This window comes from Streptomyces durhamensis (genome assembly GCF_000725475.1).
Taxonomy (GTDB): Bacteria; Actinomycetota; Actinomycetes; order Streptomycetales; family Streptomycetaceae; genus Streptomyces; species Streptomyces filipinensis.
The window spans coordinates 452,486-472,622 of sequence record NZ_JNXR01000015.1; the positions used below are offsets into that span (position 1 = coordinate 452,486).

General features: G+C 69.9%; 16 protein-coding genes and 1 pseudogene. 11 read left to right on the forward strand and 6 right to left on the reverse strand.

From position 1 onward, the window contains the following. Positions 1-51: 51 nt before the first annotated feature. Together IO33_RS0123895 and IO33_RS0123900 are read right to left on the reverse strand one after the other, a co-directional pair. The gene (locus IO33_RS0123895) at positions 52-1,455 is read right to left on the reverse strand and encodes an NAD(P)/FAD-dependent oxidoreductase (RefSeq protein ID WP_031168353.1); all 1,404 of its coding nucleotides are present in this window, start codon (positions 1,453-1,455) and stop codon (positions 52-54) included. Next, entirely contained in the window at positions 1,452-1,670 is a 219-nt protein-coding gene (locus IO33_RS0123900; RefSeq protein WP_031168355.1) for a ferredoxin, read from the reverse strand. The genes IO33_RS0123895 and IO33_RS0123900 overlap by 4 nt, the downstream gene beginning before the upstream one ends. A 666-nt stretch (positions 1,671-2,336) precedes the next feature. On the opposite strand from IO33_RS0123900, the gene IO33_RS0123905 reads away from it, so the two are divergent. From IO33_RS0123905 to IO33_RS0123920, 4 genes are all read left to right on the forward strand, one after another. Beyond that, positions 2,337-2,750, forward strand: coding sequence for a hypothetical protein (locus tag IO33_RS0123905; protein ID WP_031168357.1), 414 nt, complete (start codon positions 2,337-2,339; stop codon positions 2,748-2,750). 154 nt (positions 2,751-2,904) lie between these two features. Further along, positions 2,905-3,327, forward strand: coding sequence for an SsgA family sporulation/cell division regulator (locus tag IO33_RS0123910; RefSeq protein WP_031168359.1), 423 nt, complete (start codon positions 2,905-2,907; stop codon positions 3,325-3,327). A gap of 40 nt (positions 3,328-3,367) precedes the next feature. Further along, the gene (locus IO33_RS0123915) at positions 3,368-3,697 is read left to right on the forward strand and encodes an NIPSNAP family protein (protein ID WP_031168361.1); all 330 of its coding nucleotides are present in this window, start codon (positions 3,368-3,370) and stop codon (positions 3,695-3,697) included. A 520-nt stretch (positions 3,698-4,217) separates the two neighbouring features. Next, a complete protein-coding gene (locus IO33_RS0123920) occupies positions 4,218-4,643 on the forward strand; it encodes an SsgA family sporulation/cell division regulator (protein ID WP_031168363.1) in 426 nt (141 codons plus the stop codon). 509 nt (positions 4,644-5,152) lie between these two features. Here IO33_RS0123920 and IO33_RS47700 read toward each other — a convergent pair. From IO33_RS47700 to IO33_RS0123930, 3 genes and pseudogenes are all read right to left on the reverse strand, one after another. After that, positions 5,153-5,569, reverse strand: a pseudogene (locus IO33_RS47700) (IS5 family transposase); the annotation flags it as partial. A gap of 56 nt (positions 5,570-5,625) precedes the next feature. After that, on the reverse strand, positions 5,626-7,134 hold the full coding sequence (locus IO33_RS0123925; protein ID WP_031168365.1) for an MFS transporter: 1,509 nt from the start codon (positions 7,132-7,134) through the stop codon (positions 5,626-5,628). Between the two features lie 397 nt (positions 7,135-7,531). Continuing rightward, a complete protein-coding gene (locus IO33_RS0123930) occupies positions 7,532-8,182 on the reverse strand; it encodes a TetR/AcrR family transcriptional regulator (RefSeq protein ID WP_031168367.1) in 651 nt (216 codons plus the stop codon). A gap of 251 nt (positions 8,183-8,433) precedes the next feature. On the opposite strand from IO33_RS0123930, the gene IO33_RS0123935 reads away from it, so the two are divergent. From IO33_RS0123935 to IO33_RS0123945, 3 genes are all read left to right on the forward strand, one after another. Further along, complete coding sequence (locus tag IO33_RS0123935; protein ID WP_031168370.1) at positions 8,434-11,655, forward strand: bifunctional cytochrome P450/NADPH--P450 reductase; 3,222 nt, start codon at positions 8,434-8,436, stop codon at positions 11,653-11,655. 160 nt (positions 11,656-11,815) lie between these two features. Then, a complete protein-coding gene (locus IO33_RS0123940; protein WP_031168372.1) occupies positions 11,816-12,862 on the forward strand; it encodes a zinc-binding dehydrogenase in 1,047 nt (348 codons plus the stop codon). Between the two features lie 108 nt (positions 12,863-12,970). After that, positions 12,971-13,612, forward strand: a complete 642-nt coding sequence (locus IO33_RS0123945; RefSeq protein WP_031168374.1) for a TetR/AcrR family transcriptional regulator — start codon at positions 12,971-12,973, stop codon at positions 13,610-13,612. A 3-nt stretch (positions 13,613-13,615) separates the two neighbouring features. Here the strand turns inward: IO33_RS0123945 and IO33_RS0123950 are convergent, their stop codons facing one another. Then, positions 13,616-14,251 (reverse strand): TetR/AcrR family transcriptional regulator, encoded by a 636-nt coding sequence (locus IO33_RS0123950; RefSeq protein WP_031168376.1) that lies wholly within the window; start codon positions 14,249-14,251, stop codon positions 13,616-13,618. A gap of 138 nt (positions 14,252-14,389) precedes the next feature. Between IO33_RS0123950 and IO33_RS0123955 the strand changes: the two genes are divergently transcribed. Genes IO33_RS0123955 through IO33_RS0123970 form a run of 4 tightly spaced genes read left to right on the forward strand, consistent with a single transcriptional unit; the run spans position 14,390 to position 20,133 of the window. Continuing rightward, positions 14,390-15,535, forward strand: a complete 1,146-nt coding sequence (locus IO33_RS0123955) for a VOC family protein (RefSeq protein ID WP_031168378.1) — start codon at positions 14,390-14,392, stop codon at positions 15,533-15,535. Beyond that, positions 15,532-16,470 carry a fumarylacetoacetate hydrolase family protein gene (locus tag IO33_RS0123960; RefSeq protein WP_031168380.1) on the forward strand — a complete coding sequence of 313 codons (939 nt, stop codon included), beginning with the start codon at positions 15,532-15,534 and terminating at the stop codon, positions 16,468-16,470. The genes IO33_RS0123955 and IO33_RS0123960 overlap by 4 nt, the downstream gene beginning before the upstream one ends. Next, complete coding sequence (mhpA, locus tag IO33_RS0123965) at positions 16,467-18,083, forward strand: bifunctional 3-(3-hydroxy-phenyl)propionate/3-hydroxycinnamic acid hydroxylase MhpA (protein ID WP_031168382.1); 1,617 nt, start codon at positions 16,467-16,469, stop codon at positions 18,081-18,083. The genes IO33_RS0123960 and mhpA overlap by 4 nt, the downstream gene beginning before the upstream one ends. A gap of 16 nt (positions 18,084-18,099) precedes the next feature. After that, complete coding sequence (locus IO33_RS0123970; protein ID WP_031168384.1) at positions 18,100-20,133, forward strand: acetoacetate--CoA ligase; 2,034 nt, start codon at positions 18,100-18,102, stop codon at positions 20,131-20,133. Positions 20,134-20,137 lie beyond the last annotated feature (4 nt).

A 20,137-nucleotide genomic window follows, 5' to 3' on the forward strand; every position in this document is an offset into this window, starting at 1 on the left:
TCCTTCTTCCATGTCGGTGCTGTCCGCTCATCCGCCCGGTCGTCGGTCGGGTCAGCGATCTCGCGGCCGGAACTCGGCCGTCCGCTCGCTCGGGGCGTGGCCGGTCAGGACGACGTCGGGGATCGCCGTGGGGACCCTCGGGTCCGGGAACTCGGCCGGCATCGGCTCGGCGTCGGGCGGTTGGTCCCATCCCGGAGGGGGAGGCGGGAACGGACCGGACTGCTCGATCAGCTTCCCGTAGTACTCCAGCCACTTGCCGTGATCGAAGGTGACGGCCGCGACGATGCGGCCCCGGTGACCGTAGGCGGCGGCGAAACGGCGCTCCTCGACGGACCCCTGGGTGAAGACGATCTCGTCGCCGAAAGGCGGCACGCCGACGGACTTGATGTTCACGCCGAACTGACCGGACCAGAAGCCGGGCAGCAGCAGATGCGGGCGGTAGTGGGGTTCGAGGTTGACCATGTTGTGGGCCGCGGCCTCCGCGCCGAGCACCGCGTTGTCCCAGTGCTCCATCGCCAGGAACTGATACTCGTAGAGCACATGTGGCGCACGTGCCACATCCCCTGCCACGAAGATGCTGTCGGTGACCACGCCGTTGATGTCGAAGGCCCGTCCGCCGGCGTCGCATCCGACGCCCCAGAAACCGGCCGCCAGTCCGGAGCCGTCCAACCATTCCACGTTGCGGATCGACCCCAGCGAAGCCACCACCACATCGGCCTCGACGGTCGAACCGTCCGAAAGCTGAGCACGCCGCACGTGCCCGCCGGAGTCGCCCTCCAGCGACGACACGCCCAGCCCGCAGCGCAGGTCCACGCCGTGATCGCGCTGCAGCTGCGCGGCGATCTCCCCGATCACCCCGCCGAGTGCGCCGACCAGCGGCGCCGAACCCCGCTCGACGACGGTCACCGGGATGTCCAGTTCCCGGCAGACAGAGGCCACTTCCGAGCCGATGAACCCGGCGCCGATGACCAACACCCGCGACGGCGGCTCGGCCAGCTCCTTCTGCAGCTGCGCGGCATCATCGCGCGAGCGAATCGTGTGGACTCCGTGCAGAGCGGCCTCGGCCGGGTTGGGCCACTGCCGCGCGCGGGTGCCCGTGGCGATCAGCAACCGGTCGTACGGGACCTGCTCACCGTCGGCCAGGCGCACCTGCTTGGCGGCCCGATCCAGCCCTATGGCAGCCACCCCGAGTCGCCAGTCGGCATCCACTTCCCGCATGCGGGGCAGCTTGGTGTGGTCGGCCGGCACCCAGCCCTTGAGCACCTGCTTGGACAGCGGCGGACGGTCATAGGGCTCGTACGGCTCGTCCCCGATGATGGTCAGAGAACCGGTGAAGCCCTCCTCGCGCAGAGTCTCCGCGGCCCGTAGCCCGGCCAGAGAAGCACCCACGATGACGATCCGGCCGCTGGCCCGGAACTCGCGCACCAGCTCCGCGACCGTTGCCCGCAAGGTCATGACGTCTCGCCCCGCTCCTCGCCGTCCAAGCGGTCGATCACGATCGCCTGCACCGGGCACGCCGCAGCGGCTCGCTCGACCTGCAGGCGCCGCTGGTCGTCAGGGTTCGGCTCATAGGTGAGCGCCTCCTGACCGTTCAACCTGAAGACCTCGTGGGCCAGATACACGCATTGCGCGTATCCCTGGCAGCGATTCAGGTCCACGACGATCCGCATGGGCAGACTCCTTCCGCTCTGCCTCCGCCCCACGGCGACCATCGACCCGGTCATGCAGCCTCGATCATGAAGTCCAGGGCCGGTTCTCAAGCCTCCCGTCAGGCGACGGGGCCGGATGCCCCACCCGCTGCCCCGGCCAGGCCACCGAATGAGCAGGTTCGGTCCTGTTCGCCGCGCCGCTTCCTTCACGGTGACGCTTGTCGGCTGTGAGTGTGGGCGTAACCAGACGGGGGCGCTGCATCGACGGTGTCGGCATCAGGGTGTGCCCCGGTCGTCACGCCCTAAAAAAATACTCGTCCCGCCTTCCGGCGATCGCAAACCCGCCACTGCGGCGAACTGGACGCATCCGTGACTTCGAGCCCTCACTCCCCGGGCTGAGGCGATCTCCGGGCCGCTGAAGCCACTGATCACCGGGCCCCGCTCCGGCCGGCGTGCCGAGGGGACGGCGACGGGAGCTCGCCATGAAGAGCGACATCTGCTGGCGCTCACGCCGGCCGGTCAACGGTTACCTTCGTCACTTCGACATTTCCATACGACGTATGGTAACAATGAGAACGAGCTTCCATACAACGTATGGAACTTCTCGCCCGGACCACACCGGGCGTCATACATCGCCTGACAGAAACCGCCGTCGGCGCAGATCACCCCCCTCGGGAAGGAAAGATCATGAACAAGCTCGCGAAGCGCATCGCCCTCACTGTCTCCTCCGTCGCGGTCGCCGGTGGCACCGTCCTCGGTGCCGGGGGCACCTCTTCGGCCGCGCCCCTTGCATCCATGCACGCCCAGCACCCGACCGACGGGGCCGCGGCCGCTGATTACAGCTGGGACCACGGTGTCGGCTACCTGCTCGAGCGGGGCTACTCCTGCGACGAGACCCGCGGCTGGCACCAGGACCGCCACGGAACCGATTCGACCCGACACGACTGCGACGGGCTCTCCTACCGCGATGGTCACTTCTACCGCGGGGAGGGCGAGGGACACGGCCGGACGTCCGACAGGTCCTACCGCCACGACGGGAACCGTTGCGAGCACGACGGTGGGTCCAGCCACCGCCATGACCTGAGCCGCGACGACCGGTGAGGCGGGTGTCGGCCATGTGCGCAAGCAGTTGCCCTCGGCTCTGTCCCTGCCGGCGGCGGGGACCTGGCCGGCGGTCGGGGGGCGGAGCCCCCGCCCGCCGGCCGGGTCAGGCCGGTGTGAGGCACCGCCGAGCCATACCCAGGAGCGGAAGCCGATGAAGAAGTCCTTGAGAGCCGTAGAACGGCGGGTGACCGTGCAACTGGTCGTCTCGCACGTCTGCTCGTTGCCCCTCTGCGTACGTCTGCGCTACGAGCCCGCTGATCCCTATGTCGTTCGTGCCGCCTTCTTCGTCGACTGTGACGAGCCGGTCGAATGGATTCTGGGGCGGGATCTTCTGGCCGACGGGCTGGAGGGTTCCGCAGGCCACGCGGACGTCCGGATCTGGTCTGCCGCAGGGCGGGGGGACGAGTCGATCTACATCGCCCTCGGGTCTGCCGCACGCACCGCCTTGCTCGAGGTCCCCGTGCAGGGCATCTCGTCCTTCCTTCAGGACACCCAGGCTCTGGTGCCACGGGGTACCGAGTCCGCACTCATCGACTGGGATGCCGAACTGGCACACCTCCTCCCCCAAGGCTGACCGCCGACCATCCATGCTCAGAAGTAAAGGAACCAGTGTCATGTCCCAGTACCAGCTTCGCGTCTACACCCTGCGCAGCTCCGACGCGCTCGCCGCCTACGAGAAGATCTGGGCCCAGCACATTCCCGGTATGGGCAAGCACCGGATCACCACCCACGGCGTCTGGACGGTGCCCGCGGCGCCCGGAAGCGACACTCCCCGGCTGTACGCCCTCGTTTCCTACAAGGACGCCGACGACGTGCAGGAGCGGCTGGAGGCATACCTGTCCAGTCCTGAATTCCGCGCGGACATGGAGGGCTTCGACATCAGCCAGATCGTCGGCGTCGATGAGACCCTGCTGACGCCCACGGTGGACTCTCCCTTGCGCTGACGGTCGGCCTGCGACGAGTGACGCGGCCAGAAGGGCCGGTATCCGGCGGCCCTGCGATGGTGGTTCCGGTGTCGTCGACGGCGACCCACCAGTGGTGGGCATCTGTGTGGTCATGTGCATCTCCTCGGACTCGGACAGCATGCCGTTCCGGTCCAAGCACGGCTCTGCACTGCGTGACCGGGCCCGGCAACCACGGCCGGCGTCGAGGTGGGGACCGCGACGAGTCGGTTCACTACAACCACGACCGGTACAGCGTGGATCGCTGAGGCCAAGGGCGCCCTTTGTCCGGCAACCGCCGTCGGCCACATCTCCCTGATGGCCCCGGCCGGCAGTGGCCTCGACTGCTCCCGTCGGCCGGGCACCCTGGCGACGGCACGAAGAACCGCTCCTGCGGGTGTCACCGTGCCGACCGCCACCGGTCCCTCGCAGTAACCCCCCGTCTGTGCAGCCCCTTTGAATCCGGCGACAGCCCTTTCGATGGCCCTCCCCGGATGACTCGAAGCACCAGGAGTAAGACCCAATGAAGTCATTGAGAACTGTGATCCAGGGGCTGCCTGTGAAGCTTGTCGGTGTTCATGCGACGTCCTTGCCCATGATCCTGAATCTGCGGTACGAGCCGAGTGATCCCTACGTGGTCCATGCCGCATTCACCACCGATGTCGACAGCGACGAGCCGGTGGCATGGATCATCGGGCGCGATTTGCTGATCGACGGCCTGGAGGGCCCCGCCGGCGAGGGGGACGTTCGCATATGGCCCGCCGGTGAGGAGGGCCGCCGCGACTTGTACATCCTTCTCAACCCGCCGTCCGGTACGGCCCTGCTCAAGGCCCCAGCGCAGGAAGTCAAGGCGTTCCTGCAGGAAACGGAGGCAGTGGTGCCCCGGGGGGCCGAGCTCGGCCACAGCGACTTCGACCGCTTGCTGGCGCACCTCCTCGCCGAAGGGTGATTCCTGGCATGGTGCGACCCGAGGCAGGCACACGGACGTCTGCGCCTCGGTGTTCACCGCCATGGTGAGTGGATATCCGCAGTCGTGGCGTCGAGGGCGGCCAGGCCGAGCCAGCCTCGGTCAGGATGTTCGCCGCGACTCCGCGGCCCACCCGCCCCGGTGAGACCAGCCGCCACGCGGCAACCCGCTACCTGCGTCGCATCGCCCACCTTCCCGCGCTCCGTAGCTCGCCGCTCATCGGCAGGCTCTGCCGCGGGAACGGAGCGGTCAGCCGGAGTACTGGCCGAGCCTGCCGACCTGCTCGACTCATGGACTCCTACGGGGACGGGTGGCTGCCCGATGAACAGTTCTCGCTTGAGTGAGCGGCATCAACGCCGACCGTGCGCACGCTGGGCCCCGCTCCCCGAACCCTGACGGGCTGTACACGCCGGTGCAGCGTAACGTCGTCTTGGGGACTTCCCTGCGGACAGTCTCGTGTCCCGTGCCGCGCGTGAGGTCAGCCTGCCCAGTCCACCTCGTGAGCGTCCAAGCCCGTGGTCAACGGGCTCGTCTGCGACTCCGCCGGGTTTGTCCCGCTGCAGATCCCCTTTTGCGGGCCCCAGCAGCGCGCTGATGCGCTCGCGCAACCGTGGAGTCCACGCTGTCCCAGGTGATCAGACCTTTCGCGTCGGCCTCGGCCTGCAGCTGGGCGAGGATCCGACTCCAGGTGCCGTCGCGCTGCCAGCGGCGAAAGAGCCGTAGACGGTCTTCCACTCGCCGTGGCGTGCAGGGACGTCACGCCAGGGCGCGCCGGTCCGCGTCCGCCAGCGTATGCCGTTGATCAGCTGCCGCTTGGACCAGACCGGAGGCCGCCCCGGCTTCTTGCCTACGGGCAACAGCGGTGCCAGCCTGGCCCATTGCTCGCTCGTCAGATCTCCACGCCCCACGAGTGGATCATGACAGACCTTGATCCACTTCTGACAGGCCCTTACTGCTTGTCCCGCTACATGTGCACGACGGAGGCAGCGTTCTCATCCTGCTGGGGCACACCCCGGCGGTAGAGCAGGGCGGTGATGACCAGGCCGGCGACGAAGACGGCCGCCGACCACCAGTAGGCCGTGGAATAGCCCTCCAGGCCGGCCTGAGCCAGCACGCCGGGGTTCTTGGGATGGCGGCCGGAGAGGTAGCCGGTGGCTGCGTCGGAGGCCATCGTGCTGAGCAAGGCGATGCCGATGGAGCCGCCCACCTGCTGAAGCGTATTGACAGCGGCCGACGCAACGCCGGCGTCGGCGGCCGCCACCCCGGAGGTCGCCAGGCTCATGGCGGGCGCGATGACCGTGCCCAGCCCGATGCCGACGAGTACCAGCTGGGGCAGTACCTGCGTCACGTATCCGCTGTTCAGGTCCAGCTTGGTCATCCAGATCAGCCCGGCGGCCGCAATGGCCATGCCCAGCGGGACCACCGGCTTCGGTCCTATGCGCGTCATCAGGACGTTGTTCGCCACCGCAGAGGCGGACGACGAGGCCACGATCAGGGGCAGGAAGGCGAAGCCGGTGTTCAGAGCGCTGTAGCCGAGGCTCTGCTGCAGGTAGTAGGTCAGGAACAGGAACACGCCGAACATGCCCGCGCCGGTGACGAAGAGGGCGGCGAAGGAGGCGCCGCGGTTACGGTCCAGCAGGACTCGCAGGGGCAGCAGCGGATACGCCGCCATGGTCTGCCACCACACGAAGACGGCAACCAATACGGCTCCGGCCGCCAGCATGCCCCAGGTCGCCACCGAGCCCCAGCCACGTGTTTCGGCGTTCGAGAACCCGTAGACCAGGCAGAACAGTCCGATCGAGGCCAGCAGAGTGCCGGGGACGTCGAGCGTGGAGGTCGTGTCACGCGGGGAGCGGTGCAGCAGGGCCGCCCCACCGGCGAACGCCACCACCGCGAAGACCACGTTGACGTACATGGTCCAGCGCCAGTCCAGGTACTCGGTCAGCACGCCGCCAAGGATCAGGCCGATGGCTCCGCCGGCACCCGCGACCGATCCCGCGACGGTGAAGGCCTTCGCCCGCTCGCGCGGATCGGTGAAGGTGGTCATCAGGACCGACAGGGCCGACGGGGCCAGCAGGGCGGCGAACAGTCCCTGAACGGCGCGCGCGATGACGAGCATGGCGAAACCGTTCGCCGCACCTCCCACCATGGAAGCGGCCGCGAAGCCGGCCAGACCCACCAGGAACGTCACCTTCTGACCGACCAGGTCCGCGACCCGGCCGCCGAGCAGCAGCAGGCTGCCGAAGGCGAGCGCATAGGCGGTGACCACCCACTGCCTGTCGGCGTCCGAGAAGCCCAGGTCGTGCTGGGCGGACGGCAGGGCGATGTTCACGATGGTGCCGTCGAGGACACCCATCAGCATCGACAGGGAAATGACCGACAGAATCCACCAGCGACGCCGGTGCGACAGCTCGGGCACATTCTCAGGTGTGATCTCGGCGCCGCAAGCAGCGACGGTGGCGTTCTGGGACATGGGGGCAGCCCTCCGGACAGCGGATGGGGGATGGAGGAAGAGAGAAAGGAACGGATCGAGAGATCGGGGAGGTCTCATCCGGTACGGGGCGCCACTTCGCGCTCACGGGCGGGAGCACTCGGCGGCGTAGCCGCCTCGGTGAACGGGTGATTCAGCTCGACGAGGCCGACGGTCTCCCCCTCAGGGGGAGACCAGGAACAAGCCGACGACCATGGTCATTTCACGGTTCAGCGTCGGCATGCGGCTGCCGTGCAGGGGCTGGATGTGGAACCACCCCGCCGGGCGGTCTCACCCGATGTGACGGGGTGGCTCCCCGTGTGTCGCAGCCTGGTATCGCCCGACTGCGGGCGTGCCTCAGGCGCCGGCGCCCGGGGCGCGGCGTCTCAGGCTGACTGACTCAATGGCCGGCGTGCCGGCCGTCACGACCGGCGGTGAGGCGGCCTTCCAGGCCCGTGATCAGCGTGTCCATCACGAGACGGAACATGTGGTCCTGGTCAGGGCCTTCAGGGGCCGCACCCGTAGAGCCAGGGTCTGCGTCGGCCTCGTCCTCGTCGGCTTCAGGGCCATGGGAGTTGAGGGTCGACCACTGGTGGAGTGCGCCGTTCAGTTCTGCGGTGAGGACACCGATGACGACGGCGACCATCAGCGCGGCGATCTCCGAGACCTCTGACTGCGGCACACCGGCAGCGGCCACGATGGCGGTGAGGGCGGTCCAGAACGGGTCGTCGGGCTGGATGAAGTCCGGCTGGTGGCTGAACGAGTACGCCAGCAGCTTGGGGTGACGGTGCGCCAGGGTCCGGAAGTCCGTGGCGAGCAGGCGGATCCGCTCCTGCCAGGGCGCGTCCTCCAGTGTCACGGTGCGGAACTGCGCTCCGACCATTCTCGTCACGCCGCGCAGCACGGCTTCCTTGTTCGGCACGTGGTGGTACAGCGACATCGGGTTCGCGTCGAGCGCGGTGGCGAGTTTGCGCATGGTGAGCGCCTCGACCCCGTCCTCGTCGATGAGCCGAAGGGCGGCGGCATAGATCCCGGCCTCCGTCAGAGGCACGTCTCTCTTCCTCGTTCCCCGCGGGGGGCGTCTCACCTTCTTTTCCATACCCCGTACGGTACCAGTTCCGTACGCGGTATGGAAATGAGCTTCACCACAGCCCCACCTGGGGTCCCGGGGTTGCACTCCACTTTCCATACCGCGTATGGTTCTAATTCCATACGGCGTATGTTTCTGTACGGCGCCACGGCATCGACCTGCGCAGCGCGCCCTTGCCCACCCCCTCCACCCCCTCCGCAGAGGAGCAAGACATGACCACGCACTCCGCGAACGACCTTCGCCCCATCCGGTCCCCGCGGGGGATCCCCTTCCTCGGCAATACGCCGCAGATCCCCGACACCAACCCGTTCGAGTACTTCGCCGAACTGTCCAAGCAGTTCCCCGAGGGCATCTACGGCATGGACATCGCCGGCATCGAGCAGGTCTTCGTCTACGACCCGGACCTGGTGGCCGAGGTCAGCGACGAGACGCGGTTCTTCAAGCAGATCGACAAGACGCCGCTGGCCCATGTCCGGGACTACTTGAACGCGGGCCTGTTCACCGCGCACCAGCACGAAGAGGAATGGGGCAGGGCGCACCGGATCCTGCTGCCGGCCTTCAGCCAGCGGGCCATGAGGGGCTACTTCGGGCAGATGCTGGAGATCGCCCAGAACCTGGCGGGCAAGTGGGAGCGCCGGGAGGGGAAGCCGGTCAAGATCACCGACGACTACACCCGACTGACGCTGGACACGATCGCCCTGTCGGGGTTCGGCTACCGGTTCGACTCCTTCGCCAAGGAGGAGTTGCACCCGTTCCTGAACGCGCTGCTGGAATCGCTGATCGAGTCGCTGCGGCGCTCGCAGGAGCTGCCGATGATGACCAAGCTGCGCAAGGCGGACGACCGGAAGTACCGCGACAACATCCGGCTGATGCAGGACCTGGTCGAGAGCGTGATCAAGGAGCGCCGCGAGGGCAAGGCCACCGGTGAGGAGGACCTGCTGGGCCTGATGCTGGAGGCCACGGACCCGGAGACCGGCAAGCCGCTGACCGACGACAACGTCCGTGACCAGGTGCTGACGTTCCTGATCGCCGGCCACGAGACCACCAGCGGTCTGCTGTCGTTCGCCACCTACTCGCTGATGCGCAACCCGCACGTCCTGGCCCAGGCCTATGCCGAGGTGGACCGGCTGATGCCCGGCGACACCGTTCCGGACTACGACACGATCATGCAGATGGATGTCATCCCGCGGATCCTGGACGAGACCCTGCGCCTGTGGGCTCCCATCCCTTTGATCGGCAAGGCCCCGCTTGAGGACACCGTCATCGGCGGCCGCTACCAGCTCAAGAAGGGCACGCGGGTCAACATCCTCGAAGAACCGCTGCACACCCACCCCAAGGCATGGGACCGTCCCGACGAGTTCGACATCGACCGGTGGCTGCCGGAGAACCGCGCCGCGCAGCACCCGCACGCCTACAAGCCGTTCGGCAACGGCGTGCGTGCCTGCATCGGCCGGCAGTTCGCGCTCACCGAGGCCCGCCTGGTCCTGGCGCTGGTGCTGCAGAAGTTCAAGTTCTCCGACACGGCCGACTACAAGATGGACGTCAAGGAGGCGCTGACGCGCAAGCCCGGCGACTTCGAACTGGTCGTGCGCCGCCGCAAGGAGCACGAGCGGAACGTCTTCGGTGCCGTGGACCAGAAGACGGACGACACCCAGGCCCAGGCCGCGGTCAGCGGTGTGGGTGTGAACCTGACGGTGGCGTACGGTTCCAGCCTCGGCTCGTGCGAGGACCTGGCGCGCACCATCGCCGACCGCGGTGAACGCTCCGGTTTCGGCACCACGCTGATGAGCCTGGACGAGCTGGGCGACAATCTGCCCACCGAGGGACTGCTCGTCGTGGTCGCCGCCAGCTACAACGGCAAGGCGCCCGACAACGCCCAGCGCTTCGACGACCTGCTCGCCGCCGGACTGCCCGAGGGCTCGCTGTCGAACGTGCGGTTCGCGCTGCTGGGTGCCGGCAACACCCAGTGGGTGGCCACCTTCCAGGCATTCCCCAAGCGGATCGAGGAGGGCCTGCTGGCCGCCGGCGCCACCCCGGTCATCGAGCGCGGCATCGCGGACGCCGCCGGTGACTTCGACGGCATGGCCACGCGGTGGATGGACACTCTGTGGGCCACCCTGGCCGAGGAGTACGCCGCCGACACCTCCCAGGCGAGCGGCCCCCGCTACCAGGTCCAGCTGCTCACCGAGTCCGACGTGCGCCCCGCCATCGTCTCCGAGCAGGCCTACCCGCTGACCGTGGTCGCCAACGAGGAACTGGTGGCCGACGCGACCGGCCTGTGGGACTTCAGCATCGAGCCGCCGCGCCCGTCCGCGAAGTCCATCACCTTCGAGCTGCCCGACGGCGTCACCTACGACACCGGCAACCACCTGGCCGTCTTCGCCAAGAACGAACTCGCCCTGGTGGAGCGCGCACTGAGGCGGCTCGGCGTCGACTACGACCAGGTGCTCCGGCTCGACCAGCCGGCCGGTGGCCGCACCCACCTGCCGGTCGACGTCCCCGTCACCGCCGGCATCCTGCTCACCGAGTTCCTGGAACTGCAGGACGTGGCCACCCGGTCCCAGATCCAGACGCTCGCCGAGCACACCGAGTGCCCGTGGACCCGGCCGCAGCTCCAGGCATACACCGCCGACACCCAGGAGGCCGAGGAGCGCTACCAGAAGGAGATCCTCGGCAAGCGCATCTCCGTCCTGGGCCTGCTGGAGCGCTTCCCGGCGGTCGAGCTGCCGCTGGCCGTGTTCCTGGAGATGATGGGCCCCATCCGCCCGCGCTTCTACTCCATCTCCTCCGCCCCGTCCGCCAACCCGCGCCATGTGCGCCTGACCGTCGGCCTGCTGGAAGGTCCGGCCATGTCCGGCGACGGCCAGTACCGCGGCACCTGCTCCGCCTACATCGCCGGCCTCGAACCCGGAGACGTCGTCTACGGCTACGTACGCGTGCCCTCCCCGACGTTCGCCCCGCCCGCCGACCCCGCCACGCCGCTGATCCTCATCGGCCCCGGCACCGGCATCGCGCCGCTGCGCGGCTTCCTGGAGGAGCGGGCGACACAGCACGCGAACGGCACCCAGGTCGGCCTGTCGCAGGTCTTCGTCGGCTGCCGCCACCCGGAGCACGACTACTTCTACCGCCAGGAGATGCAGGACTGGGAGCAGGCCGGCATCGCCCAGGTGCACACCGCCTTCTCCGCGGTGACCGGCCACCCGGCCCGGTTCGTGCAGAACGCCATCGCCCATGCCGCCGACACGGTGTGGCAGGCCATCGAGGACGGCGCGTACGTCTACGTCTGCGGTGACGGCCGCCGCATGGCCCCCGCCGTCCGTGAGGCACTCGCCGCCATCCACCGCCAGAAGACCGGCAGCGACGACGCGACCGCCCAGCAGTGGCTCGCCCAGCTCGAAGCGGACGAGCGCTACCAGCAGGACGTCTTCGCCTGACCGCCGCACGCCGTCAAGGCGCGCTGCCCCCCAGCCGCCGGGAGGCGTGCGGACGTCCTGCCGCCCCCGCACGCCTCCCGGCCCCACCAGCCATTCAGACACCCCATGGCGCCCATGGCCCGGACCACCGGGCCGTGCCGCTCACAGAAAGCAGATCACCATGGACACCATGCTCGCCGGACGCTTCCACCTCGACAGCAAGAAGTTCGCCGTGGAAGAGGTCCCGATCCCCGTGCCGGGCCCGGGCGAGGTCCTCATCGAGGTCAAGGCCGCCGGCGTCTGCCTCTCCGACGTCCACCTCCTCGACGGCTCCCTCGTCCCGCTGTTCGCCACCTCCGACACCATCACCGTCGGCCACGAGGTCTCCGGTGTGATCCACACGCTCGGCCCCGGCCTCAAGCGCGGCCTGCCCGTCGGCACCCGCGTCACCCTGGAGGCCGGCAAGACCTGCGGCACGTGCGCCGGATGCGTGCGCCACCGCCCCTGCACCCAGATGCTCACCGCCGGCATCGACTACGACGGCGGCTGGGCCGAGTACGTGATCGCCCGCGAGGACACCCTCATCCCCATCCCCGACAGCCTCCCCTTCGACCAGGCCGCGATCATCCCCGACGCGGTCTCCACCCCCTACGCCGCCGTCGTCGCCACCGCGGGCGTCCGTGCCGCCCAGTCCGTCGGCGTCTGGGGAGTCGGCGGAGTCGGTGCGCACAACGTACGCCTCGCCCGCCTGGTCGGCGCCGCCCCGGTCATCGCCGTCGACCCGCTGCCCAGCGCGCGTGAGCGCGCCCTGGCCTTCGGCGCGGACTACGCCCTGGACCCGGCCGCCCCCGACTTCGCCGACCAGGTCCGCGCAGCCACCGGCGGGCGCGGCCTGGACTTCGCCTTCGACTGCGCCGGCGTACCCGCCGTCCGCGACCAGGCCGCCTCCGTGCTCGGCCTGGGCGGCTCCCTGATCCTGGTGGGCATCACACCCCGGCCACTGACCATCACCGAGGGCCTGACCTTCAACTACCTGCAGAAGCAGGTGCGCGGCCACTACGGCGGCTTCCCCGAGTCCGTCTCCGAGCTGGTGCAGCTGACCGCGGCCGGACGGCTCGACCTCGCTCCCTCCATCACCGACCACATCCCGCTCGTCGAGGCCGCCGACGCCGTCCACCGGCTGGAGAACAAGATCGGCGACCCGATCCGCCTCATCCTCGTCCCCTGACGCCCGTCAGCAGGACGGCAAGCCACCCTGGGCGGGGGTGAGTGGGCGCCGGTGCGTGAGGGAGCACCGGCGCCCACGGCTTTCCGGCAACCATGGAGAGACAGAACCATGCAGACGACCGACGCCCCGGGCCGTACTGTGCAGCGCAGGGATGCTCACTCCAACCGCAGACGCATCCTCGCGACCGCCCGGCGGATACTGCGGGAGGACCCGGACGCGAGTCTCGACAGCATCTCTCAGGCGGCCGGCGTCGCCCGGCGCACCCTCTACGGACACTTCCCCAGCCGGCATGCGCTGATCGCCGACCTGACACAGGAAGCAGGCCATGAACTCCGACAGGCGCTTGCCGAAGCCCGTACCGCGGATGCCGACCCGATCGAGGCGATGACACGGATGGTGCTGGCGGCATGGGCGGTGGGCGACCAGTACCGCATGCTCATCTCTCTGGGGCGCCGCGGTGTGGGACAGGAGGCGATCCGCACCACCTTGGCGCCGGCGCGCGAAGAGGCCGTCGCGGCCCTACGGCGTGGCCAGGACGAAGGCATGTTCGCGGACCATGTCCCCGCGCCTGTCCTCGCCCAGGCGCTGGAGGCCCTGATACTGGCCCTGGCCGAGGAGAACACCGCGTCCACGTGGGCGGATCCCAGAGGTGAGGCTGCGGCGACCTCGTTCCTCGTCGCCGCCGGCGTAGCCCCGAAGGTCGCTGCGCGCCGGGTTCGGGATCTTCTGCGCGATGCAGAGGTGGGTTGACGGTCAGTCGAGGCCGGGCAGCGGGCGACGGGTGACCTCGTGCGCGTCGTCCGCGGAGAGGCCGAGCATGCGCAGGACCATTGCGGCCATGTCGGAGGCGGTCTCGTCGCCGTCGAGGTCGGGGCGGGCCAGCCTCAGCGCCACGAGGGACAGCAGGGTCCCGCCCAGAGCGGACAGGGCCGTGGTCGGGTCGGTGCCGGTGAAGCGGCCCGAGGCGATGCCGCGCTCCAGATCACGGAGCGCTCGTGGGGACAGCCCCCGCTCGGAGTGGATGTGGGCCAGGCCGCGGTCGCGCAGGATTCGCATGAGTTCCGGGTGGGAGTCGGCCATCCGGGCGGTGAGCCGGAAGCCGGCCGCGACCAGCTCGGCCGGGTCGTCGATGCCTTCTACCCGCGCGTCGATGACCTGCCCGAACTCCTCCAGGGCGTCCGTCACCGCCGCGTCGAACAGCTCCGTCTTCGACTCGAAGTGGTTGTAGAAGGACCCGAAGCCGACATCGGCGCGCTCGGCGATGGCCTGGATGCTGGCGCTGGTGTCCCCGGTCTCCGCGAGGATCTGCCGGGCCGCACGGATGAGGGCCTGACGGGTCTCGGCGCGGCGCCGTTCGAAGCGGTTGCGGGGCGGGGCTGACGTCGGCATACGACCGAGTCTAACAACCGGACCGATGACACCCGCATCACTGATGATTTCCTCAATTCTTTGGGTCTGCTCTATTGACGGTGAGCAACGGCAAAGTTGATGATTTCCTCATTACGGCAGTGTTGCTTGGAGGGCACCATGTCCCACACCCCCGTTAACAGGGCCGGTCTCCAGACGCCCCATCAAGATCTCCACAGTGAGCTGGGCGCCCTGCGCGGTGAGCATCCCGGCCGGTCCCGGAACCCCGTCATCAAGGTGGCGGACCTGGCCTGGTTGGAGTTCGAGAAGCCGGACCTGGACCGGGCCGAGGTGTTCGCCCGGGACTTCGGGTTCGCGATCGCCGCCCGCACCGAGCGGGAGCTGTGGCTGCGCGGCACCTTCGCCGGCTCACCGTGCATGGTCATCCGGCGCGGGCAGGCGTCCCGCTTCGTAGGGCCGGCGTTCCGCGCCGCCGAACGGGCCGATCTGGACCGGCTGGCCCGCGCGGCCGGCAGTGACGTCCGGGGCATCGACGTCCCCGGTGGCGGACGGTCGGTCGCTCTGCTCGATCCTTCCGGCTTCCCGGTGCGGGTCGTGCACTGCGCCGAGCAGCTGCCCGCCCTGCCCGAGCAGCAGCCGCTGATCCTCAACACCGGCGCCGAGCACCGTCGTACGAACGCCACGCAGCGGCCGCCCCGTGAGCCGTCGCGTATACAGCGGCTCGGGCACGTGGTGCTGGAGACGCGGGTGTTCATGCGGGCCCTGGACTGGTACCTGGACACCCTCGGGATGATCGTGTCCGACTTCCTGTTCCTGGACGGGCAGCGCGGGCGCGGGCCGACGATGGCGTTCATCCGCTGCGACCAGGGCAGCCTGCCCGTGGACCACCACACCCTCGCCCTGCACCTGGGGCCCGGCACCGGGTACGTCCACTCCGCCTACCAGGTCACCGACCTCGACGCGATCGCCGCCGGCGGCGAGTACCTCGCCGAGCGCGGCTACCGGCGCAGCTGGGGCATCGGCCGGCACATCCAGGGCAGCCAGCTCTTCGACTACTGGCGCGACCCCGACCGCTTCATGCTGGAGCACTTCGCCGACGGCGACCTGTTCTCCTGCGACCTCGAACCCGGCTGGGCGCCGATGTCCGCGAGCGGCCTGGCCCAGTGGGGCCCGCCCGTCACCCGCGACTTCCTCGGCGCCAACCCGTCCCCCGCCAAGCTGCGCGAAGTCATGCATGCCCTGCGCGGCGACAACGAACTCGACCCCGTACGCCTGCTGGGCCTGATGAAAGCGATGAGCTCATGAGCACCAACGTTCTGCGCACCCCCGACGGCTGGTGGACCGTACGCGACGAGCGCGCCGTCCGCATCGAGACCAAGGCCGTCACCACCGCCGAGTTGCTCGCCGACCGGGAGGCGGTCCGCGAGGCCGCCGCCTCCGGCGAAAGCGGCACGCCGGTCGCCGACCTGGTGGCACTGCCCCCGGTCACGACCCCCTGCCGGGTGGTCGCCCAGATGGTCAACTACCGCAGCCACGCCAAGGATTCGGGCTTCACCGGCGACATCCCGCCCACCTTCTTCCGCAAGGCGTCCGGCTCGGTCAGCGGCCCGCACGACACGATCGTCCGCCCGGCGCACGTCAACTTCCTCGACTACGAGGTGGAACTCGGCCTCGTCATGGGCGCGACCCTGCCCGTAGGCACCGTCGTGGAAGAGCAGGACCTACCGCGCTACGTCGCCGGGCTGGTCCTCACCAACGACGTCAGCGCACGCGACGTGCAGCTGACCAAGACCCAGTTCTACGAGAGCAAGTCGTACCCGACGTTCACGCCGACAGGTCCCTACCTGGCCCTGCTGGAGCCCGACGACTTCACCCACCTGCTGAACCTGCGGCTGCGGCTGTCCGTCAACGGCGTACCGCGCCAGGACCGCACCCTCGCCGACATGATCGTACGGCCCGCCCAGGCGCTCACCCTGCTCGCCCGCTTCCAGACCCTCGACCCAGGTGACCTGCTGCTGACCGGCACACCCGGCGGCACCGCGCTGAAGGCCCCGTCCAAGCCGGTCGCGAAGATCAGTGCGCTGCTCCCGCCCACGGTGAAGTGGAAGGCGTTCTTCAAGGGGCAGGCCAAGAACCCCCTGTACCTGCACTCCGGTGACGTCGTGACCGCGACGATCGCCACCCCGGACGGGCGGATCGACCTCGGCGAGCAGCGGAACCCTGTGACGGACGCAAGGTGAGCGCCGCAACCGCCCGCAGACCGGTAGTGATCATCGGCGCGGGGCCCGTGGGGGTCACCGCCGCGCTCCTGCTCGCCCAGCGCGGAGTGCCCAGCGTGCTCCTGGAACGCCACCGGGACATCTACCCCCTGCCGCGAGCCGTCGTCGTGGACGACGAGGTCCGCCGGATCCTGCAGAGCGTCGGCGTTCACGAGGAGTTCGCCGCCGTCGCGCGCCCGGCACCGGGCCTGCGGCTGCTGGACCCCCGGCGCCGCGTGATCGCCGAGTTCCCGCGCTCCCTGCACGGCCCCCACGGCTTCCCGCAGACCAGCATGTTCGACCAGCCCGAGCTGGAGCGCCTGTTGCGCGCCGCCCTCAAGCGCCGCCCCGAGTGCGAGCTGTGGGGCGGGGTGGAGGTCGTGTCCGTCACGCAGGACACCGGTGGATCACACGCTCCGACGGGTCCGGTCCGGGTCACCTTCCGCCGTGACGGCAGCGACGAGGAGGAGCATCTGTGGGCCGATGCCGTCCTCGGCTGCGACGGCGCGGGCAGCCTCGCCCGTGACGCCATCGGCGCCGTGTGGGAGGACCTGCACTTCGAGGAGAGCTGGAGGGTCATCGACGTCCGCACCAGCCTTCCGGTGCGCACCTGGGAAGGCGCCGAGCAGGTCTGCTGCCCCACCCGGCCGGCCACGTTCATGCGCGTCGGCGGGGACCGCTACCGCTGGGAGTTCCGGATGGCCGAGGGCGAGCCCTTGGACGGCCCGCAGGGGCTGGAACGCCTGCGCGAGCTGGTCGCCCCCTGGGTGGACCTGCCGTCTGACGGGTCCTTGGACGATGACTTCGAGGTGATCCGGCAGGCGCAGTACACCTTCCGCGCCCGCCTCGCCGACCGCTGGCGCCGCGGACGCGTCTTCCTGCTCGGCGACGCCGCCCACCTCACCCCGCCCTTCATCGGGCAGGGGCTGTGCGCGGGCCTGCGCGACGCCCGCAACCTCACCTGGAAACTCGCCCGCGTCCTCCGGCAGGGCGCGGACGAACGGCTGCTGGACACCTACGAGCAGGAGCGCAAGCCGCACGCCCGCCACGTGATCCGCCTCGCGGTCGCCGTCGGCTGGGCCATGACCGGCGGACAGGACCGCGGAGCGGCGCTCCGCCGGATCGTCGTGGGCGCGGCCTGCCGCATCCCCGGCGTGACCGCGACCGTCAGCCGCGACCTCAGCCCCGCCCTGACCGCCGGTCCACTCATACGGCGCCGCCCCCGGCTGACCGGGCGCTCCCTGCCCGGCACCTTCTGCCCCCAACCCTGGGTACTGCGGGGCGGCAGGCAAGTGCGCCTCGACGACGGCCTCGGCGACTCCTTCACCGTCCTGACCGCCGTACCACCGACCGCGCAGATGACGGGCGTGGCCACGGCACTGGGCGCGCCCACGGTCCACGTCGGGGAACTGAGCGACGACGGCACCTTGGCCGCCTGGCTGGCCCGCGGCCGCGCCGACGCCGTCCTGCTGCGCCCCGACCGCGTCGTACTGGACACCGTCCCCACCGGTGCCGGCGGCTTCACCGACACCGCAGCCTGGGCCCCGCTGCTGCACACCACCCGCCGCCCCGCCGAAGCCCAGCCCGCCCCCTGACGAGGAGCACCGCACCATGACCACCCCGCGCCCCACCCTGTATCCGGAGCCCTTCCTGCCTCCCGACCCGAAGGCGGCCGCCAACAGCCGCATCGCGGACTTCGCCCGCTGGGCCGCCCGGCACCGGGACGCCGAAGGGCTCCAGGACCCCACCGACTACCAGGCCCTGCACCGCTGGTCGGTCACCGACCTGGAAGGATTCTGGGCGGCGGTGTGGGAGTACTTCGACGTCGATGCCACCACCGCGTACGAGCGGGTGCTGGACGAGGAGACCATGCCCGGCGCCCGCTGGTTCCCCGGCGCCACCCTCAACTACGCGCACCACGCGCTGCGCAACCTGCACCCGGACGCCCCCGCGATATCCGCCCTGGACGAGACCGGAGCCGGCTACGAGATCACCGGCCGGGAACTGCGCGCCCAGGTCGCCTCGGTCGCGGCCACCCTGCGCGACCTGGGCGTCGGACAGGGCGACCGGGTGGTCGGCTACCTGCCCAACACCCCCCACGCGATCATCGCCTTCCTCGCCGCCGCCAGCCTGGGCGCGGTGTGGTCGGTGTGCGGCCAGGACTACGCGCCCAAGGCCGCAGCCGACCGCTTCGCCCAGCTCGAACCGACCGTGCTCATCACCGCGGACGGCTACCTCTTCAACGGCACCACTCGCGACCGCCGCGCCGCCTCGCTGGACCTGGCCGCCGCCCTGCCCACGCTGAAGGCCACGGTCCTCGTGGACCACCTGGACCTTGGCTGGCCCCAGACCCGGACCGCGGGACTGACGGTTCCCTGGCAGGACGCGGCCACCCGCACCGAGCACCTCACCATCGCCCCGGTGCCGTTCGACCACCCGCTGTGGATCGTCTTCTCCTCCGGCACCACGGGCCTGCCCAAGGGCATCGTCCACGGCCACGGCGGCGTCCTGCTGGAGCACCTCAAGATCCTCGGCCTGCACTGCGACCTGGGCGTCGGGGACCGCCTGCTGTGGTACACCACCACCCACTGGATGATGTGGAACCTGGCCGTCTCCACCCTGCTGACCGGTGCCGCCACCTGCACCTACGACGGCAGCCCCGCGCCGGTCGCGCGCCCGGACATCCTGTGGGAACTGGCGGCCCGCCACAAGGTCACCGTCTTCGGCACCAGCCCCCAGTACCTGCTGGCCATGGCCAAGCTCGGCATCGAACCAGCCGTGCACGACCTGTCGTCGATCCGCGTCATCGGCTGCACCGGCTCCGCCCTGCCCGCCTCCGCCTATCCCTGGGTCCGCGACCACGTCGGCGCCGACGTCCAGCTGGCCTCCACCAGCGGCGGCACGGACGTCGTCTCCGGCTTCGCCGGCAGCGCCCCCACCACCCCGGTCTGGGCGGGCGAGCTGTCCGCCCCCAACCTCGGCGTGGCGCTCGCGGCGTACGACGGGGCGGGACGGCCGGTCGTCGACCAGGTCGGCGAACTCGTCGTCACCCGACCGATGCCGTCCATGCCCCTGTACTTCTGGAACGACCCGGACGGCAGCTGCTACCGCGACGCGTACTTCAGCGCCTACCCGGGTGTGTGGCGCCACGGCGACTGGATCACCGTGACCAGTCACGGCTCGATGATCGTGCACGGCCGCTCCGACGCCACGCTCAACCGCAACGGCGTACGCCTGGGCAGCGCCGACATCCACGACATCGTCGAACACCTCCCCGAGATCGCCGAGGCCCTCGTCATCGGTGCGGAGGAACCCGACGGCGGCTACTGGATGCCGCTCTTCGTCGTCCTCGCCGACGGGGTCGGTCTGGACGAGTCCCTGTGCGAGAAGATCCGCGACGCGATCCGCACCGGCGCCTCACCCCGCCACGTCCCCGACGAGATCCTCGCCGTACCGGCCATCCCGCACACCAAGACCGGCAAGAAGCTCGAGGTCCCGGTCAAACGCCTCCTCCAGGGCGCCCACGCCGACCAGGTCCTCAACCCCTCCGCGGTCGACAACCCCGACCTGATCGCCTACTTCGCCGGCCTGGGCGCCGAACGCCGCCAGGCCCGCCGCCCGCACACCCCCGAAGGCGCCTCGTGATCCT

Excerpts from the sequence above, each read along its gene's own strand:
- IO33_RS0123895 (WP_031168353.1), bottom strand. The coding sequence starts at position 1,455 with ATGACCTTGCGGGCAACGGTCGCGGAGCTGGTGCGCGAGTTCCGGGCC.
- IO33_RS0123900 (WP_031168355.1), bottom strand. The coding sequence starts at position 1,670 with ATGCGGATCGTCGTGGACCTGAATCGCTGCCAGGGATACGCGCAATGC.
- IO33_RS0123905 (WP_031168357.1), top strand. The coding sequence starts at position 2,337 with ATGAACAAGCTCGCGAAGCGCATCGCCCTCACTGTCTCCTCCGTCGCG.
- IO33_RS0123910 (WP_031168359.1), top strand. The coding sequence starts at position 2,905 with ATGAAGAAGTCCTTGAGAGCCGTAGAACGGCGGGTGACCGTGCAACTG.
- IO33_RS0123915 (WP_031168361.1), top strand. The coding sequence starts at position 3,368 with ATGTCCCAGTACCAGCTTCGCGTCTACACCCTGCGCAGCTCCGACGCG.
- IO33_RS0123920 (WP_031168363.1), top strand. The coding sequence starts at position 4,218 with ATGAAGTCATTGAGAACTGTGATCCAGGGGCTGCCTGTGAAGCTTGTC.
- IO33_RS0123925 (WP_031168365.1), bottom strand. The coding sequence starts at position 7,134 with ATGTCCCAGAACGCCACCGTCGCTGCTTGCGGCGCCGAGATCACACCT.
- IO33_RS0123935 (WP_031168370.1), top strand. The coding sequence starts at position 8,434 with ATGACCACGCACTCCGCGAACGACCTTCGCCCCATCCGGTCCCCGCGG.
- IO33_RS0123940 (WP_031168372.1), top strand. The coding sequence starts at position 11,816 with ATGGACACCATGCTCGCCGGACGCTTCCACCTCGACAGCAAGAAGTTC.
- IO33_RS0123945 (WP_031168374.1), top strand. The coding sequence starts at position 12,971 with ATGCAGACGACCGACGCCCCGGGCCGTACTGTGCAGCGCAGGGATGCT.
- IO33_RS0123950 (WP_031168376.1), bottom strand. The coding sequence starts at position 14,251 with ATGCCGACGTCAGCCCCGCCCCGCAACCGCTTCGAACGGCGCCGCGCC.
- IO33_RS0123955 (WP_031168378.1), top strand. The coding sequence starts at position 14,390 with ATGTCCCACACCCCCGTTAACAGGGCCGGTCTCCAGACGCCCCATCAA.
- IO33_RS0123960 (WP_031168380.1), top strand. The coding sequence starts at position 15,532 with ATGAGCACCAACGTTCTGCGCACCCCCGACGGCTGGTGGACCGTACGC.
- IO33_RS0123970 (WP_031168384.1), top strand. The coding sequence starts at position 18,100 with ATGACCACCCCGCGCCCCACCCTGTATCCGGAGCCCTTCCTGCCTCCC.